The organism is Amorphoplanes friuliensis DSM 7358, assembly GCF_000494755.1.
Taxonomy (GTDB): Bacteria; Actinomycetota; Actinomycetes; order Mycobacteriales; family Micromonosporaceae; genus Actinoplanes; species Actinoplanes friuliensis.
In genome coordinates, this window is the sequence record NC_022657.1 from 4,203,820 (window position 1) to 4,218,945 (window position 15,126).

The following is a 15,126-nucleotide window of genomic DNA, read 5'->3' on the forward strand; positions in this document are numbered from 1 at the left end:
GACCAATCCGGAGCCGTGGAGGTGGACCAAATCGACTTTTTGGCACTACATCCGGCAGCGGCCCCGGCCAAGGGCGTCACCACCTGGCTCGTCGACGAGCTGCGGGCCGCGATCACCTGCGGCAAACTCCCGGCCGGCTCGCGGCTGCCCGCCACCCGCGTCCTCGCCGTCGAGCTCGGCCTGTCACGCGGTGTGGTCGTCGAGGTCTACCAGCGGCTCACCGACGAAGGGCTGCTCAGCGGGCGTACCGGGGCCGGCACGGTGGTGACCGCGCTGGCACCGAAGCCGCGGCAGGAGTCGCGCACCCGGGAGACCTCCGGGATGCGGTTGCCGCTACCGCCGTCACCGGACATCGACCTGGACCTGTCCCCGGGCGTACCGGATCTCTCGGCCTTTCCGCGGGCAGCCTGGCTGCGCGCCGAGCGGCAGGTGCTCGCCTCCGCGAGCAACGCCGACCTGGGTTACGGCGACCCGCGCGGCAACCCGCAGCTGCGCGCGGGCCTCGCGAGCTGGCTCGGCCGCACCCGCGGTGTCCAGGCGAGCGCCGACGACCTCATCGTCACCAGCGGCGTCGCCCAGGCCCTGGCCCTGCTGTCGCAGACCCTGCGGTCCCACGGCGTCACCGACGTCGCGGTCGAGGACCCGGGCTCGCGCGGCACCCGCGACGAGCTCGCCCACTGGGGTCTGCGGCCGGTCCCGGTCCCCGTCGACGACCAGGGGGTACGCGTCGACGCGCTCGACGCCACCGGCCTGGAGACCGTCCTGCTCACCCCGGCCCACCAGTTCCCGACCGGCGTGGTGCTGAGCCCGGCCCGCCGCCGCCTCCTGCTGGACCGCCCCGGCCTGATCATCGAGGACGACTACGACGCCGAGCACCGCTACGACCGCGCCCCGGTCGCCGCCCTGCAAGCCTCGGCCCCGGACCGCGTCGCGTACGCCGGCAGCGTCTCGAAGTCCCTCGCCCCGGGCATGCGCCTCGGCTGGCTGATCGCCCCCCGCCGCCTCCACGCCGACCTGGTCACCGCCAAACACGCCAGCGACCTCGGCAACCCCGCCCTGCCCCAACTGATCTTCGCCCGCCTCCTGGCCACCGGCGACTACGAACGCCACCTCCGCACGGTCCGCCGCCGCCAGCGCACCCGCCGCGACGCCCTGCTCCTCGGCCTCCGCGAACACCTGCCCCGCGCCCGCGTCGAAGGCGTCGCCGCCGGCCTCCACCTCCTGATCACCCTCCCGGGCCGCGCCGACGATTTGGCCCTGGCCGCCCGCATCGAAGGGGCGGGCGTCCGCGTGCACCCGCTCTCCTGGCACCGCCAGCTCCCCGGCCCACCGGGCCTGGTCATCGGCTACGCCGCCCTCCCACCCGACCGCCTCCAGGAAGCCGCCCGCCGCATCGGCCGCGTCCTCCGCTGACCCCACCCGCTCACCCGGTACGAAGGTCACTCAAGGACCGTGCGAGTGCAGGCGACAGGCCGCCGGCGCCGGACAGAAGCGATGTCATCGCGCCACTGTTGCTCTTCATGCAGGCGATGACTTCTTCCCGGCCGGTGAAATCGGGCCCAAAGACAACCCGGCCGCTGTCGTGATCCGCGCTCCAGAAATAGCCGGCCCCGTCGACAGGTGTGAGAGGTGTGGCCACGACGGCCGTTCCTGCATCCAGCCGCGCGCCGTCCCTGCCGAGTGCCAACTCGAACCGGATCCGGTACAGGTGAACCGTGGTCGGGGACAACGGTTCCGGGGAACCGAACCGCAGGGTGAAGCGGTCAGCTTCGTCCGAAGCTTGGTGCTGACTCACAGGCACCTGCAGTTCGGCGCCGTCGGCCGGCCGAAGAGGCATGAGGACGTCGTACTCCGCGGAAACGGCCACCGGCATGCCCTCCGCAGCGCACTGCTCGATGACTGCCGAATCCTCGATCTTCATGATGACTCGAGTGATCACGGCCCGGTGCGTGCCGGGATTGTGCACCGTGAACTCTGCCGAAGGCAGCGTGAATTCCGGCTCGCCGCCGACTGTTCCGCCGCTGCGTAGCGGATCTCGGAGCACCAGGTCGAGGACACGAAGATCCGGCGTGGCCGCCGAGGACGGAGTTGGCGTTACCGAGACTTCGGCGGTGTGCACATCAGCGGGCGGAGGGTCACCGTTCATGACCATGTCGCGCCAGTCGGGCACAGCGGCGAGTACCCCCACGCCCAGTGCGGCGAACGTGGTCAGGGCGACCATTCCGGAAAGTCCCGGGCGTTGTTCGAGCCGTTGCAGCAGACCGCCAGGGTGGGGGATTTCGGTCGGCGAGCAGTCCTCCGTCGACTGCTTCCGCTCTGCGTCGTGCTCTGCTGCCTGCACCGCACTCCCGCCCATGTAGCTCTGCCCGAAGATCAACGAGGATCACGGCGGGTGAGTGACGGGCCGGTCAGGTGGGGTCTTCGAAGCCTGGTTGGAAGCGCGGGTGGGGGTCGCCGTGTTCGGCCCAGATGCGGGCGCCGGTGATCTCGATGGCGGGGACGGCGGGGAACAGGGTGCCGGGGTCGGCCAGGCCGGCGAGTGAGTTGAGGAGGTCCGCGCCGAGTTCCGCGGACGCGGTCTCCAGGTCGTCCTCCTCGGTGGCCCAGTCGATGTCGCTGTCGCGGAGCTGTTGGACGGCCAGGCCGGTGACGGCGGCGGGGTCGTGGACGGTGACGGTCACCCGGCAGTAGACCTGCACGGTCAAGGGCTGATTCACGGTTGCAGCATGGCGTAGCGGGTGCGGGTGCCGAAGGTGCGGTCCTCCAGCTCCAGCCAGGACAGCTGGGGGATGCGCGGGGACAGGTCGGCGAAGAGGTGCCGGGCGACCAGCTCGAACGTCGGGCGGAACGGGAAGCGGGTCGTCCACGGGCCGTCGGTGAGGCGGGCCGCCCAGGTGTCGAGGAGTTCGGCGACCGCGTCCGTGTCGAGGAACCAGCCCTGGTCGGTCAGTTGGTCGTCGTCGAAGGTGACGGCCACGCGCAGGGTCACGTCGATGGTGGACGTGGGCGGCAGGGCCCGGCGCCGGCGGACAGGGGAGGGCAGACCCTGCTGGGCCTGGAAGTCGCGGGAGACCTCGACCAGATAAGACACGCGCTCAGTCCAGCAGACTGCTGTAGTCCGCGATCGTCAGTGGTCCCTCGGCGAGTCGGCCGTCGGCGCGGGGGACACCGACCGGGCTGCCGTCCTCGGACACGAAGGACACCGTGCCGACGTCGGGGAGGCTGGTCAGGGTGCAGACGATCTGGGCGTACCCGAGGGCTTCGTCCGTGCGGACGCCCTGGTCCTGGCGGTCGCCGAGGACGATGGTGGCCCGGCGGTCGCCGAGGCGCAGGTCCTGGACCGTGGTGGTGGTGAGGGCGCTGCTCAGGCCTTCCTCGCTCTCCTCGGCGGTCGGGCCGGCCAGCAGGTCGTCGAGTTGTTCGCGGGGGCTCAGGGGCGCGGGGACGCGGCGGGGGACGCGGACCAGGCGGTCGTCGCGGACCAGGTAGAGCCGGATCAGGGCGGTGCCGCCCACGTCCGGGGGTGGGCCGCCGGAGGCGTTGACACGGCCGGGTGACTCGATCGACCGGGGCGTGTCCTCGGCCGGTACGCCGCAACCAGCCGGTCCGAGCGCCGCCACCAGCAGGACCGCGAGCAGCCGGCGCCTCATGAGCGGCACCCCGGCAGCTCGACCAGGAACCGTGCGCCGCCGCCCGGGCGGTCCTGGACGGCCGCCGTGCCGCCGTGGGCCGCGGCGTGCTGGGCGACCAGGGCGAGGCCGAGGCCGGCGCCGCCCGAGTCGGCGCGGGCGCCCGCCGAGCGGCCGCGGACGAAGCGGTCGAAGATCACGGGTTTGTCCTCGGGGCTGACACCCGGGCCCTCGTCGTCGACCTCGATCCGGCCCACGTCACCGTCGAGGCGCAGATGGACGGCGATGGCACCGCCGCCGTAGGCCTGGGCGTTGTCGAGCAGGTTGCCCAGGAGCTGGCCGACCCGGCGGCGGTCGACACACCAGGCGGCGTCGCCGGTGGCCTCCACGATGGTGTCGGGCACACGGCGGTCGCGGCAGATCTGGCGGGCGAGGTCGGCCACGTCGGTGCCGGTGCGGGCGGCCGGGCGGTCGCCGCGGGACAGCTCGAGGAGGTCGTTGACGAGCTGCTGGAAGCGGGCGATCTCGTCGGTGACCAGGCCCGCGGCGGTCGCGGTCCGCTCGTCGAGGTGCTCGCGGCGGCGTTCGAGGACACTCGCGGCGGCGGCGAGGGTCTGCAGCGGCGACCGCAGCTCGTGGCTGACGTCGGCGGCGAAGCGGCGGTCGCGTTCGAGGCGGGCGGAGAGCTCGTCGACCATGTGGTTGAAGGACGTGGTGAGCCGGGACAGGTCCGGTTCGGCCGCCGGGTCGAGCCGGTACTTCGAGGCGCCGCCGGCGATCTCCTGCGCGGCGTCGGCGACACGGGTCAGCGGGCGCAGGACGTAGCGGCTCGCGTACCAGCCGAGGAGTGCGCCGAGGGCGGCCGTGCCCACGGCGACCAGGGTCAGGACGACGGTGAGGACTCCGAGCGTGTGCTCGAGCTCCTGCAGCGAGTCGACCTCGTAGAAGACGTCGTTGTCGCCGAGCGGCAGGGCGACCACCAGGCTGGCGTGGCCGTCGACGCGGACGCGCTGGACCGAGGGTGTCCCGGCGGCGGCCTGGCGCTGCAGCAGCGGGGGGATCGCGTCGGTCACGCCCACGTCGGCCTTGGAGCTGAACCACTGGCCGTCGCGCTGCAGGACCGCGCGCCTGTTCTCGCCCGTGTCCAGGGTCCGCAGCACCGCGGAGACGTCCGGCCGGGTCGTCGAGCCGAGCCCGGAGCGCACCACGGACGCGTCGAAGTAGGCCGCCCGCACGGCGGTCCGCTCCCGCTCACCGAGCAGCGACTTCCGGGCCACCTGGTACGTCGCGAGGGCCATCGTCGCCGACAGGGCGAGGGCGCCGGCGGCAAAACCGGCGATGACGCGGACCCGCAGACCGGCGCGTCTCATCGCTGGAGCTTGTAGCCCAGGCCGCGGACGGTGACCAGGTGGCGGGGGAGGCCCTCGCCGTCCTCGATCTTCTGCCGGAGCCGGCCGACGTGCACGTCGACGAGCCGCTCGTCACCGCCGTCGTAGCCCCAGACCCGCTGGAGCAGCTGCTGGCGGGAGAGCACTCGCCCGGGGTGCTCGGCGAGCTCGCAGAGCAGCTGGAACTCCGTCCTCGTGACCGCGACGGCGGCGCCCCGCAGCCGGACCTCACCCGCTTCCGGGGAGATCTCCAGGTCACCGAAGCGCAGCACGGGCACCTCGTCGGCTGACGTCGCGCGGGCCCGGCGGCGCAGCGCCCGCAGACGTGCGGTCAGTTCTTTCACGGCGACCGGTTTGACCAGGTAGTCGTCGGCGCCGGCCTCGAGCGCCGCGACGATGTCGTGGGTGTCGTCGCGGGCGCTGATCACCACGATCGGGACGTCGTCGGCGCGGCGCAGCTGGCGGATGCACTCGAAGCCGTCGATGCCGGGCAGCATCAGGTCGACCAGCACCGTGTCGGCAGGCCGGCGGCGCTGTGCCGCGATGCCCTCCTCGGCGGTCGGGGCGCCGGTCGCCTCGTATCCCTCGTCCTCCAGCGCGAGCACCAGGGACAGGCGGATCCGGTCGTCGTCCTCGATCACCAACACTGCTGACATGCACCGCATTCTCCCCGCGTACGGGTGAAGGAGACAAAGACCTGGCACCCGCGGGACCGGACTGTCACGTAACCGTCATATGCCTGCGGATCTCCCGCCACATGCCGGGTCGAGGGTGACAGGTGTGAGAAGTGACCACACGATCCGGGAGGCGACCGTCGTCGTCACCGAGGCGCTGGACGGCGAGGCGGTCGAACGGTGGCGTGACCGGTTCACCGAGGCCGCGGCACGGCGGCCCGAGCGGCTCGTCGTCGATCTGCGGCACAGCCCGCGCATAGACGCGGCTGCCATTGTGTTGCTTCTGCAGCTGCACCGCGAGATGCTGCGTGCCGACGGGCAGCTGACCCTGCGGGCGCCCGTCGAGCGGGTCCGGCGGATGCTCGGGCTGGCCCGGGTGGATCACGTCCTCGAGGTGGAGGAGTCCCGATGACCGCGACGCTCGTGGAGCTCGACGAGGGTGAGGGTGCGGAGGTCGCCGTCGTGCACGTGCGCGCGGACCTCGACGCCACGGTGGTGCCGACGTTGCGGGAGACGCTCACCGATGCGGTCGACCGGCATCGGCACGTGGTTGTGGACCTCTCAGCGGTCCCGACGCTGGACGACGCGGGACTGGGTCTGCTGGTCCGGGCCCACCGGCGGGCGCGGCGTCACGACGGCATGGTGGTTTTCGCCGGGCCGTCCCGTTTTGTCATCACCGTACTGCACACGATGCACGTCGACGGGCTCTTCCCGATCTTCGACGACTGCGACGCCGCGCTCGAGTGGCTCCGGGCAGAGACGAGCTAAGGTTCCGTCAGCGCGTGGGCACCCGAACCGGTGCGCCCACGCGCTGAAAAGGATGGCGCGGACGTCGCGACGCTGCTCCAGGGGGCACGGGAGCAGCGGAACAGCCGTCCGCGTCATCCATGATCAAGCATCCGGTCCGCACATGGCGGATGCTCCGCGGCCGTGTGACGGTTCCATGACGGAATATGCTCGCACCGTTCGGCGATCAGCTCAGGTCGTTCGCCGCACCGCCGATCAATCAGGGTCCACGACCTGTAGGCCCATGCACTACGGTCGGTTGATCACGGATGTGGCGAAAGGAGCCTGGGTGACCGCCTCCGATCCGCAGCTGCAGGCCTTGCGGGCCCTGCACGCGGTGACCAAGCGTGTCCACGCCAGCCTCGATCTGACCCAGACCCTCGACGCGGTTGCCAACGGTGTCGTGGAAGCCGCCGGTTTCGGCCTCGCCGCCCTCAACCTTGCCGAGGACAACGGCGACTACACGACCGTCGCGGTCGCCGGCAGCGACGACCTGCGCCGGGCGCTGCTCGGCATGCGCGGGTCGGCGGAAAATTGGCGCGAGCTGTTCCGCCGCTCCGAGCGCTGGGGCTCGCTCTACTTCGTCGATCACCGGTTCGGCGCGCCGGAGTCGCTCTACGTCTGGGTGCCCGACATCGCGCCCAGCGACGATCCGGACATGTGGCACCCCCTGGACTGCCTCTTCGCGCCGCTCATGGCGCCGTCGGGCGAGTGGCTGGGTGTGCTCAGCGTCGACCTCCCCGAGGGCGGCCGGCGGCCGGACCCCCAGCAGCAGGAGATCCTCGCGTTCTTCGCCGAGCACGCGGCCATCGCCATCCAGCACGCCCGGCTGCACTCACAGCTGGAGCGCAGCCAGGCCGAGGCCGAGTACGCCGCCACGCACGACAACCTCACCGGGCTGGCCAACCGGGCCCTGCTGAAGTCCCGCATCGACGCGTTGCCCGCGCTCGCCGTGCCGCAGGTCGGGGTGCTCGTCATCGACCTGGACGGCTTCAAGAAGGTCAACGACGCGGCCGGGCACGAGGCCGGCGACGAGGTGCTGCGGATCGTCGCCGAGCGCCTGCAGCACCACCTGCGCGCCGACGATCTGCTGGCCCGCACCGGCGGTGACGAGTTCGTGGCGGTGCTGGTCGGCGACGATCTCACCACCACCATCTCCGAGACCGCGCAGCGGCTGCGCGAGACCATCGCCGAGCCGATCTGCGGCAGCACCGGCGTGCACCGCATCGGTGCCAGCGTCGGTTACGCCATCGGCGGCGCCGGCGAGGACTTCTCCCGCCTGGTCGCGACCGCCGACACCGAGATGTACAAGGAGAAACGCCGCTCTAAGGCGCCTGCGTGGTGATCCGCAGGTCCGCGGTGATCCGTTCGGCCGCCGCCAGCAGCGGGGGCAGCAGCTCGGCGCGCATCGCCGCGACCGACGTGCGGCTGGCGTGCACCGAGACGTTCACGGCCGCCGTCACCGCCCCGGCCCGGTCCCGCACCGGCGCCGCCATCGAGCGCAGACCCTCCTCGAGCTCCTGGTCCACGATCGCAAAACCCTGATCCCGGACCTTCCCCAATTCGGTACGCAGGGACGCCGCCGACTTCACCGTGTGCGCCGTGAGCTGCTCCAGGCGTACCCGGGCCAGATAGGCATCGATCTGTTCCGCGCCCAGATGAGCGACGAGAACCCGGCCCATCGACGTCGCGTACGCCGGGAACCGCGTCCCCACGTTGATCGCCACCGTCATGATCCGCCGCGTCGGCACCCGCGCCACGTAGACGACCTCGTCACCGTCCAGCACCGACACCGACGACGACTCGTGGACCTCCGCGACCAGCCGTTCCAAGTGTGGCAGCGCGACCTCGGGCAGCGACAGGCTGGAGAGGAACGAGTATCCGAGCTCGAGCACCCGCGGCGTCAGGGAGAAGAGGCGCCCGTCCGTGCGGACGTACCCGAGGTCGGTCAGGGTCAGCAGGAAACGTCGTGCGGCGGCCCGCGTGAGGTCGCAGATCCGGGCGACCTCACTCAGCGTCAGCTCGGCGTGGTGCGCGTCGAACGCCCGGATCACCGCGAGTCCACGCTCGAGCGACTGCACGTAGTGCGGTTCACGGACCTGGTCGCTCATCGCTCGCACCATAGCGTCACGCTGCGGGTTCGTCGGCGGCGAGGGTCTCCTGCGCGATCTTGAAGGCGGCGTTGGCGGCGGGCACCCCGGCGTAGACGCCCGTGTGCAGGAGCACCTCGCCGATCTCGTCCGCGCTCAGGCCGTTGCGGCGGGCGGCCCGCACGTGCATCGCCAGCTCCTCGTGGCAGTGCAGTGCGGTCAGCACGGCCAGGGTCACGCAGCTCCGCGTACGCCGGTCGAGGCCGTCGCGGGTCCACACGCCGCCCCACGCGTACCGGGTGATGAAGTCCTGGAAGTCCGCGGTGAAGGCGGTGGTGGCGGCGACGGCGCGATCGACGTGCGCGTCGCCGAGCACCTCGCGCCGCACGGTCATGCCGTCCTCGTAGCTGTCACCCATCGAGTGCCTCCAGGATCAGTCGGTTCGCGGCCTCGGCCTGCTCGAACGTGGCCAGATGAGCGGCGTCCGCCAGCACCTCGAACCGGGCGCCGGCGATCGCGGCGGCGATGGCCCGTCCGTGCCCGGGCGGTGTCGCGGGGTCGTCGGCGCCGGCCACCACCAGGGTCGGCGCGGTGATGCGCCGCAGGTCGTCCCGCAGATCCATCCCCTCGATGGCGGCGCACGCACCCGCATAGCCGATGGGATCCGTGGCCGCGATCATCTCCCGCAGGTGCTGTTTCTGCGCTTCGGGAAAACCTGCGGTCACCCAGCGTGAGACGACCGTATCGGCCACCGCGCCCGTGCCGCCACTCCTGACCGTGGCGGCGCGCTCGGCCCAGGCTTCCGGTGGCCCGAGCAGGGCCGACGTGCAGAACAGCACGAGCCGGTCGACCCGCTCGGCGGCGTGCGCGGCCAGCCACATCGCGGTCATCCCGCCCAGCGACAACCCGCAGACATGAGCCCGCGCGACCCCGAGACGGTCCAGCAGATCCAGCGCGTCCCGCCCGAGATCGTCCAGGGCATACCGGCCCGGGGGTACGGGTGAGCGCCCGTGCCCGCGTGCGTCGTACCGGATGACCCGGAACCGCTCCGACAGGGCCGCCACCTGCGGTTCCCACATGGACAGATCCGCACCCAACGAGTTGATCAGCAGCACCGCGGGCGCGTCCGCCGGCCCGTCCTCCCGGTGGTGAACCGCAACCGTGACGCTCATCGGCGGGCCGCCCGCAGGGCGCGGTCGATCAGGGCGCCGGCGCTGCCGGTGTAGCCGGCCGGGTCGAAAAGTCCGGCGAGGCGGTCCGGGCCGAGGTGGGCGGTGATCGCCGGGTCGCCGGCGAGGTCACCGCGGGCCACCGCACCGGCGACCACGGCGTGGGCCTCGCTGCCGAGCGCCGGGCGCAGCGCACCGGCGACACGCTCCGCGAGCAGCGCGCCGCGGGTGAGATCGAGGTTGGCCCGCATCCGGCCGGTGTCGACCCGCAGACCGTCCAGGGCGGCCCGCAGCTGGAAAGCCGCCGAACCGGTCGACCTGAGCAGCGAGCGCAGCGGCTGCCACTCGGCGTGCCAGTTCCCGGCCGCCCGCTGGTGCTCGTGCGGCATGGCGGCGAGCAGCGTCGCGACCAGGCCGGGCGCCTGGGCCGCGGCAGCCGCCGCACTGATCGCCCGGACCGGGTTGTGCTTGTGCGGCAGCGTCGAGGAACCACCGCCGTCCCCGCCTTCGGCCACCTCACCCACCTCGGTCTGAGCCAGCAGGATCAGATCGCGGGCGACCTTGGCGATCGCACCCGCCGCGCTGCCCAGGGCGCCGGCGAGGTCGGCGATGCGGGTCCGCTCGGTGTGCCAGGGCAGGTCCGGCTCGGCCAGCCCCAGCTCGGCACTGAAAGCCGCCAGCATGAGAACCCCGAGATCAGCTTCCGGCCTGGCGGCGCTTTCCGGCCCGGCGGAGGCTTCCGGCCCGGCGGAGGCTTCCGGCCCGGCGGCGGCTTCCGGCCCGGCGGCGGTCTCCGGCCCGGCGGCGGCGGCTTCCGGGCCGGCGGCGGCGGCTTCCGGTCCGTCGGCGGCTTCCGGGGCGTAGGCGGCGAGGGTGCCGGCCGCGCCGCCGAGCTGGGCCGCGAGGCGATGGTCGCGGACCTCGGTGAGGCGCCGGCGGGCGGCGTCCAGCCCGGTCAGCCAGCCCGCCGCAACCAGCCCGAAGGTTGTCGGCAGTGCCTGTTGCAGCAGCGTCCGCCCGGCCATGAGCGTGCCGCGATGCCGGTCGGCCAGCTCAGCCGTCAGATCCACCGCAGCGCCCAGATCGGCCAGCAGCGCCAACACCGCACGCCGGGCGACGAGCATCGTGGCGGTGTCCATGATGTCCTGGCTGGTCGCACCGCGGTGGACCAGGGCGGCGGCCGGGCCGGGCACCGCGGCCCGGATCCGTTCGACCAGGGGCACGACCGGGGTGCCGGTGGCCGCGGCCTCGGCCCCGAGCGCTCCGGGGTCGACCTCGAGCCCGGCGCAGGCCGTCAGCACCGCGGCGGCGTCGGCGAATGTCGCCAGGCCGGTCCGGGCGGCGGCCCGGGCCAGGGCGGCCTCCGCGTCCAGCAGCGCCCGCACCCAGGCCGCGTCGGTGGTGGCGGCGTGGACCGGGCCGGCGGCGAGGACACCGTCGAAGAGGCCGTCAGACGGCGAAGAAGACTGTCTCATCGGGCCCCTGCAGGGTGATGTCGAAGCGGTAGCCGTCGCCGGTCCTCGCCGCGATCAGCGTCGGCCGCCGGGTGGCAGGCACGGTGGCGAGGACGGGGTCGGACTCGTTCGCGGGTTCGTCGGCGAAGTAGAGGCGGGTGTAGACCCGGTGGAGGAGGCCGCGGGCGAAGACCGTCACGGCGATGTGCGGCGCCTGGCCGGAGAGCGCGCCGGGTTTGAGGGTGCGGATCGCCCACCGGCCGTCGTCGTCGGTGGGACACCGGCCGAAGCCGCGGAAGCCGGCCGTGTGGAACTCGCCCGAGGGGCCGGCCTGCCACGTCTCCACCAGCGCATCCTGCACGACCTCGCCCGCGCCGTCGCGGATCTCGCCGCGCAACCACACCGCGCCGGGCGCGTCGGGAGACACCACGTACGGGCCGGAATCCCAGGTGAGACCGATCGACAGGTACGGCCCCACGGTCTGCGACGGGGTGCTCATCGGGTCTCCATGGGTGTCGCCGACGCCCCGGACAGGACGATGTCGAAGCGGAAGCCGAGCGCCCACAACTCGACCGTCGCCGTCAGGTCGAACGCGGCCACGAGCCGGTCGCGGGCGAACTCCGGCACCGAGTGGTAGATCGGGTCGTACCGGAAGAGCGGGTCGTCGGGGAAGTACATCTGGGTGACCAGGCGCTGGGTGAACGCCTGCCCGAACACCGAGAAGTGGATGTGCGCGGGCCGCCACGCGTTCGGGTGGTTGCCCCAGGGGTAGGCGCCCGGCTTGACCGTCACGAAGCGGTAGTGGCCGTCGGCGTCGGTCAGCGTGCGCCCGAGACCGGTGAAGTGGGGGTCGAGCGGCGCGTCGTGCCGGTCCCATTTGTGCAGGTAGCGCCCGGCGGCGTTGGCCTGCCACACCTCCAGCAGCGTGTTCCGGACCGGCCGGCCGTCGGCGTCGCGGACCTGGCCGTGCACGACGATGCGCTGGCCCTGGGCCTCGCCGCCCTGGCCGAGCGTCAGGTCCGCGTCGGCGGCCGCCACCGGGCCCTCGCCGAGCACCGGGCCGGTCAGCTCGGTCATCGACTGCGCCAGCAGCAGGGGCGCCTCGCTCGGCGCACGGAGGATCGTCGACTTGTACCCGGGGGACAGCAGCGGGGGATGGGCGCTCATGCGGGCTCCTCGGCTCCGGTCAGGGACCGCAGGGCGGTCAGTTCGTCGTCGCTGGGCGGCTCGGTCGTGGTGACGCCGGGGGCGATCCGCAGCGGCCAGCCCGTCGCCGCCACGGCCTGCTCGGCGGTGACACCCGGGTGCAGCCGCGTCAGCGTCAGCTCGCAGTCCCCGGGGTCGGGCTCGAGCACGCCGAGGTCGGTGATGACCAGGACGGGTCCGCGGCCACGCAGCCCGAGGCGTTCGCGGTCGCCGGGGCCCTTGCCGTGGCCGACGGAGGTGACGAAGTCGACGCGGTCCACGAACGTCCGCGTGCTCTGCCGCACCACCACGATCACCTCGCCGCAGGACGCGGCGATCTCCGGGGCGCCACCCGCCCCGGGCAGGCGGACGCGGGGGTCGTCGTAGTCCGTACCGATGACGGTGGTGTTGATGTTGGCGTAGCGGTCGAGCTGGGCCGCGCCGAGGAAGCCGACGCCGATCCGCCCGGGCTGCAGCCAGTAGTTGAACATCTCCGGCACGCTCACGACGGCGTCGGCGGTCTCGGCGAGCACACCGTCGCCGATCGAGAGCGGCAGCCGGTCCGGTTTGGCGCCGATCGTGCCGGACTCGTAGACCAGGACGAGGTCGGGGGCGTGGGTGCGGCGGGCGAGGTTCGCGGCCGTGCTGGGCAGCCCGATCCCGACGAAGCACCGGGTGTCACCGCGCAGGGCCCGGGCCGCGGCCACGGTCATCATCTCGTCGGCCGTCCAGCTCATCCGAGCACCTCCGTCAGCCACTGCCCGAACGTGTCCCGGTCCCGGCTGATGGCATCCCAGGCCTGGTAGTGGTCGTTGTCCCGCTCGCTGAAGCCCATCGCGTACGAGGGGTGCGCACCGCCCGGCACGAGTGCGACCCGGGTGACCGCCCAGCCCGGCAGCACCACCGCGCCGGGCATCGGCGTCAGCTCGTCGACGATCTCCTCGACCGTGACCAGCGACCGCGCGGAGGCGAGCACGACCTCCTTGTGCACACCGGTGATGCCCCAGAACTGCACGTTGCCCCGCCGGTCGGCGCGTTGTGCGTGCACGATGCCGACGTCCGGGTTGAGCGCCGGGACGGCCGTGAGCATCTCGCCCGTGAACGGGCACTGGATCGGTGCCACGGTCGCGGTGTGGGCGGGCAGATCGGTGCCGCTGTAACCGCGCATGACCGCGAACGGCAGCCCGGACGCCCCGGCCACGTACCGGTTGGCCATGCCCGCGTGGCTGTGCTCCTCGATCTCCAGCGGGACCGGCCAGGCGTGCTGGACGGCGTCGCGGAAGCGGTGCAGCGAGCCCACACCCGGGTTCCCCGCCCACGAGAAGATCAGCTTGGCGGCGCACCCGGCCCCGATGAGCTGGTCGTAGACGATGTCGGGGGTCATCCGGACCAGGGTCAGCCCGCGCCGGCGCTGCCGGATGATCTCGTGGCCGGCCGCCACCGGGATGAGGTGCGTGAAGCCTTCGAGCGCGACGGTGTCGCCGTCGTGCACCAGCTCGGCCACCGCCTCGGCCAGCGACACGATGCGGGCCGTCACCGCGGCAGCCCGACGTAGTTCTCGGCCAGGGTCGTCGCCGCGGCGGTCGAGCCGGTCACGTACGCGAGCTCGGCGAGCTGCACCCGGTGACCGAAATGGTCGTCACCGGGCCGCCGGTGCAGCATCGTGGTCATCCAGTTCGAGAACCGCTGCACCTGCCACACCCTCTTCAGACAGATCTCCGAGTACGCGTCCAGCAACGTCTCCGAGGAGTCGCGGTAGTACGCGGTGAGCGCCTCGGCCAGCACCCGTACGTCGGACACGGCCAGGTTGAGCCCTTTTGCGCCGGTCGGCGGGACGATGTGCGCCGCGTCCCCGGCCAGGAAGAGCCGGTCGTGGCGCATCGGCTCGACCGCGACACTGCGCATGGGTGTGACACCGCGTTCCAGCACTTCACCCTCCTGGAGCGGCAGGCCCAGCCGCGTCCGCAGCTCGTCCCAGATCCGGCTGTCGGGCCAGTCCGCCAGGTCGGTCCCCGGCTCGACCTGCAGGTAGAGCCGGACGATGCCCGGCGTGCGCATGCTGTGCAGCGCGAACCCCCGCTCGTGGTACGCGTACACCAGCTCGTCGGCCGCCGCGGGTGCCCGGGCCAGGATCCCCAGCCATGCGTACGGGTGCACCCGTTCCGCCACGGTCAGCGCCTCCGGCGGGATCGCGGTGCGGGCGACCCCGTGCGAGCCGTCGCACCCGGCGACGAAGTCGCACTCGAGCCGCTGCTCCACGCCGTTGTGCTTGTAGGTGATCGTGGTGCCGTCGACACCGGTGACCTCGGCCTCGAAGTGCAGGGGTCCGGCGCCGGTGCGGGCGGCGATCAGGTCCTTGACGACCTCCTGCTGCCCGTACACGGTGATGGTCCGGCCGGTCAGGCCTTCGAGGTCGATGCGGTGGCCGGTGCCGTCGAAGCGCAGCTCGATCCCGCGGTGGACCATCCCCTCGCGGCGCATGCGGGCGCCGACACCGAGCTCGTCGAGGAGGTCGGCCGTGCCGTGCTCAAGGACCCCCGCACGGACACGACTCTCCACATAGGATCGGGAGCGGCGTTCCAGCACCACCGCGTCGATCCCGGCGCGGTCGAGAAGCAAGGCCAGGACCAGGCCCGCCGGGCCCGCTCCCACGATGCCGACCTGTGTGCGCATCTCCGGCCTCCCCGCGTGACGGATCGATATCGATCGTTGACGTGAGCCAGGCCACACGCCTACGTTCTCCTGGAGAAC

Annotated in this window: 19 protein-coding genes; 4 read left to right on the forward strand and 15 right to left on the reverse strand. The window is 72.6% G+C overall.

The features are described from left to right. Positions 1 to 15 precede the first annotated feature (15 nt). Positions 16 to 1,413, forward strand: a complete 1,398-nt coding sequence (pdxR, locus tag AFR_RS19380) for a MocR-like pyridoxine biosynthesis transcription factor PdxR (RefSeq protein ID WP_238547306.1) — start codon at positions 16 to 18, stop codon at positions 1,411 to 1,413. 10 nt (positions 1,414 to 1,423) lie between these two features. On the opposite strand, the gene AFR_RS19385 is transcribed toward pdxR, so the two are convergent. From AFR_RS19385 to AFR_RS19410, 6 genes are read right to left on the reverse strand one after another with little or no spacing between them, the layout of a single operon-like run. Then, positions 1,424 to 2,377, reverse strand: a complete 954-nt coding sequence (locus AFR_RS19385) for a hypothetical protein (protein WP_023362486.1) — start codon at positions 2,375 to 2,377, stop codon at positions 1,424 to 1,426. 31 nt (positions 2,378 to 2,408) lie between these two features. After that, positions 2,409 to 2,717 (reverse strand): hypothetical protein, encoded by a 309-nt coding sequence (locus tag AFR_RS19390; protein ID WP_041840985.1) that lies wholly within the window; start codon positions 2,715 to 2,717, stop codon positions 2,409 to 2,411. Continuing rightward, on the reverse strand, positions 2,714 to 3,091 hold the full coding sequence (locus AFR_RS19395) for a hypothetical protein (RefSeq protein WP_023362488.1): 378 nt from the start codon (positions 3,089 to 3,091) through the stop codon (positions 2,714 to 2,716). Before AFR_RS19395 ends, AFR_RS19390 begins: the two co-directional genes overlap by 4 nt. Before the next feature lie 4 nt (positions 3,092 to 3,095). Beyond that, complete coding sequence (locus AFR_RS19400; RefSeq protein WP_023362489.1) at positions 3,096 to 3,650, reverse strand: GerMN domain-containing protein; 555 nt, start codon at positions 3,648 to 3,650, stop codon at positions 3,096 to 3,098. After that, positions 3,647 to 4,999 (reverse strand): sensor histidine kinase, encoded by a 1,353-nt coding sequence (locus tag AFR_RS19405; RefSeq protein ID WP_023362490.1) that lies wholly within the window; start codon positions 4,997 to 4,999, stop codon positions 3,647 to 3,649. Before AFR_RS19405 ends, AFR_RS19400 begins: the two co-directional genes overlap by 4 nt. Then, entirely contained in the window at positions 4,996 to 5,673 is a 678-nt protein-coding gene (locus AFR_RS19410) for a response regulator transcription factor (RefSeq protein ID WP_041840986.1), read from the reverse strand. The genes AFR_RS19405 and AFR_RS19410 overlap by 4 nt, the downstream gene beginning before the upstream one ends. Before the next feature lie 124 nt (positions 5,674 to 5,797). Here AFR_RS19410 and AFR_RS19415 point away from each other — a divergent pair, with 124 nt between their 5' ends. The 3 genes from AFR_RS19415 to AFR_RS19425 all read left to right on the forward strand — a co-directional run bounded on the left by AFR_RS19415 (position 5,798) and on the right by AFR_RS19425 (position 7,822). Next, entirely contained in the window at positions 5,798 to 6,103 is a 306-nt protein-coding gene (locus AFR_RS19415) for an STAS domain-containing protein (RefSeq protein ID WP_023362492.1), read from the forward strand. Further along, on the forward strand, positions 6,100 to 6,459 hold the full coding sequence (locus AFR_RS43730; protein WP_023362493.1) for an STAS domain-containing protein: 360 nt from the start codon (positions 6,100 to 6,102) through the stop codon (positions 6,457 to 6,459). The genes AFR_RS19415 and AFR_RS43730 overlap by 4 nt, the downstream gene beginning before the upstream one ends. Positions 6,460 to 6,766: 307 nt before the next feature. Further along, the gene (locus tag AFR_RS19425) at positions 6,767 to 7,822 is read left to right on the forward strand and encodes a diguanylate cyclase domain-containing protein (protein ID WP_023362494.1); all 1,056 of its coding nucleotides are present in this window, start codon (positions 6,767 to 6,769) and stop codon (positions 7,820 to 7,822) included. Here AFR_RS19425 and AFR_RS19430 read toward each other — a convergent pair. The 9 genes from AFR_RS19430 to AFR_RS19470 are packed head-to-tail and all read right to left on the reverse strand — an operon-like array spanning position 7,803 to position 15,048. After that, a complete protein-coding gene (locus AFR_RS19430) occupies positions 7,803 to 8,588 on the reverse strand; it encodes an IclR family transcriptional regulator domain-containing protein (protein ID WP_041840988.1) in 786 nt (261 codons plus the stop codon). The genes AFR_RS19425 and AFR_RS19430 overlap by 20 nt on opposite strands. Before the next feature lie 16 nt (positions 8,589 to 8,604). Continuing rightward, positions 8,605 to 8,985, reverse strand: coding sequence for a 4-carboxymuconolactone decarboxylase (pcaC, locus tag AFR_RS19435; RefSeq protein ID WP_023362496.1), 381 nt, complete (start codon positions 8,983 to 8,985; stop codon positions 8,605 to 8,607). Continuing rightward, positions 8,978 to 9,739: a 3-oxoadipate enol-lactonase gene (gene pcaD / locus AFR_RS19440; protein WP_023362497.1), complete on the reverse strand. Its 762-nt coding sequence runs from the start codon at positions 9,737 to 9,739 to the stop codon at positions 8,978 to 8,980. Before pcaD ends, pcaC begins: the two co-directional genes overlap by 8 nt. Further along, positions 9,736 to 11,211, reverse strand: coding sequence for a lyase family protein (locus tag AFR_RS19445; RefSeq protein WP_023362498.1), 1,476 nt, complete (start codon positions 11,209 to 11,211; stop codon positions 9,736 to 9,738). The genes pcaD and AFR_RS19445 overlap by 4 nt, the downstream gene beginning before the upstream one ends. Continuing rightward, positions 11,186 to 11,689: a protocatechuate 3,4-dioxygenase subunit alpha gene (gene pcaG, locus AFR_RS19450; protein WP_023362499.1), complete on the reverse strand. Its 504-nt coding sequence runs from the start codon at positions 11,687 to 11,689 to the stop codon at positions 11,186 to 11,188. Before pcaG ends, AFR_RS19445 begins: the two co-directional genes overlap by 26 nt. After that, on the reverse strand, positions 11,686 to 12,357 hold the full coding sequence (gene pcaH, locus AFR_RS19455) for a protocatechuate 3,4-dioxygenase subunit beta (protein WP_023362500.1): 672 nt from the start codon (positions 12,355 to 12,357) through the stop codon (positions 11,686 to 11,688). Before pcaH ends, pcaG begins: the two co-directional genes overlap by 4 nt. Continuing rightward, positions 12,354 to 13,112 (reverse strand): CoA-transferase subunit beta, encoded by a 759-nt coding sequence (locus AFR_RS19460; protein ID WP_023362501.1) that lies wholly within the window; start codon positions 13,110 to 13,112, stop codon positions 12,354 to 12,356. Before AFR_RS19460 ends, pcaH begins: the two co-directional genes overlap by 4 nt. Next, entirely contained in the window at positions 13,109 to 13,912 is an 804-nt protein-coding gene (locus tag AFR_RS19465; protein WP_023362502.1) for a CoA transferase subunit A, read from the reverse strand. The genes AFR_RS19460 and AFR_RS19465 overlap by 4 nt, the downstream gene beginning before the upstream one ends. Next, positions 13,909 to 15,048 (reverse strand): 4-hydroxybenzoate 3-monooxygenase, encoded by a 1,140-nt coding sequence (locus AFR_RS19470; RefSeq protein WP_023362503.1) that lies wholly within the window; start codon positions 15,046 to 15,048, stop codon positions 13,909 to 13,911. The genes AFR_RS19465 and AFR_RS19470 overlap by 4 nt, the downstream gene beginning before the upstream one ends. Positions 15,049 to 15,126: the final 78 nt, after the last annotated feature.

Excerpts from the sequence above, each read along its gene's own strand:
- AFR_RS19410 (WP_041840986.1), bottom strand. The coding sequence starts at position 5,673 with ATGTCAGCAGTGTTGGTGATCGAGGACGACGACCGGATCCGCCTGTCC.
- pcaD (WP_023362497.1), bottom strand. The coding sequence starts at position 9,739 with ATGAGCGTCACGGTTGCGGTTCACCACCGGGAGGACGGGCCGGCGGAC.
- pcaC (WP_023362496.1), bottom strand. The coding sequence starts at position 8,985 with ATGGGTGACAGCTACGAGGACGGCATGACCGTGCGGCGCGAGGTGCTC.
- AFR_RS19400 (WP_023362489.1), bottom strand. The coding sequence starts at position 3,650 with ATGAGGCGCCGGCTGCTCGCGGTCCTGCTGGTGGCGGCGCTCGGACCG.
- AFR_RS19430 (WP_041840988.1), bottom strand. The coding sequence starts at position 8,588 with ATGAGCGACCAGGTCCGTGAACCGCACTACGTGCAGTCGCTCGAGCGT.
- AFR_RS19470 (WP_023362503.1), bottom strand. The coding sequence starts at position 15,048 with ATGCGCACACAGGTCGGCATCGTGGGAGCGGGCCCGGCGGGCCTGGTC.
- AFR_RS19405 (WP_023362490.1), bottom strand. The coding sequence starts at position 4,999 with ATGAGACGCGCCGGTCTGCGGGTCCGCGTCATCGCCGGTTTTGCCGCC.
- AFR_RS19460 (WP_023362501.1), bottom strand. The coding sequence starts at position 13,112 with ATGAGCTGGACGGCCGACGAGATGATGACCGTGGCCGCGGCCCGGGCC.
- AFR_RS43730 (WP_023362493.1), top strand. The coding sequence starts at position 6,100 with ATGACCGCGACGCTCGTGGAGCTCGACGAGGGTGAGGGTGCGGAGGTC.
- AFR_RS19445 (WP_023362498.1), bottom strand. The coding sequence starts at position 11,211 with ATGAGACAGTCTTCTTCGCCGTCTGACGGCCTCTTCGACGGTGTCCTC.
- pcaG (WP_023362499.1), bottom strand. The coding sequence starts at position 11,689 with ATGAGCACCCCGTCGCAGACCGTGGGGCCGTACCTGTCGATCGGTCTC.
- pcaH (WP_023362500.1), bottom strand. The coding sequence starts at position 12,357 with ATGAGCGCCCATCCCCCGCTGCTGTCCCCCGGGTACAAGTCGACGATC.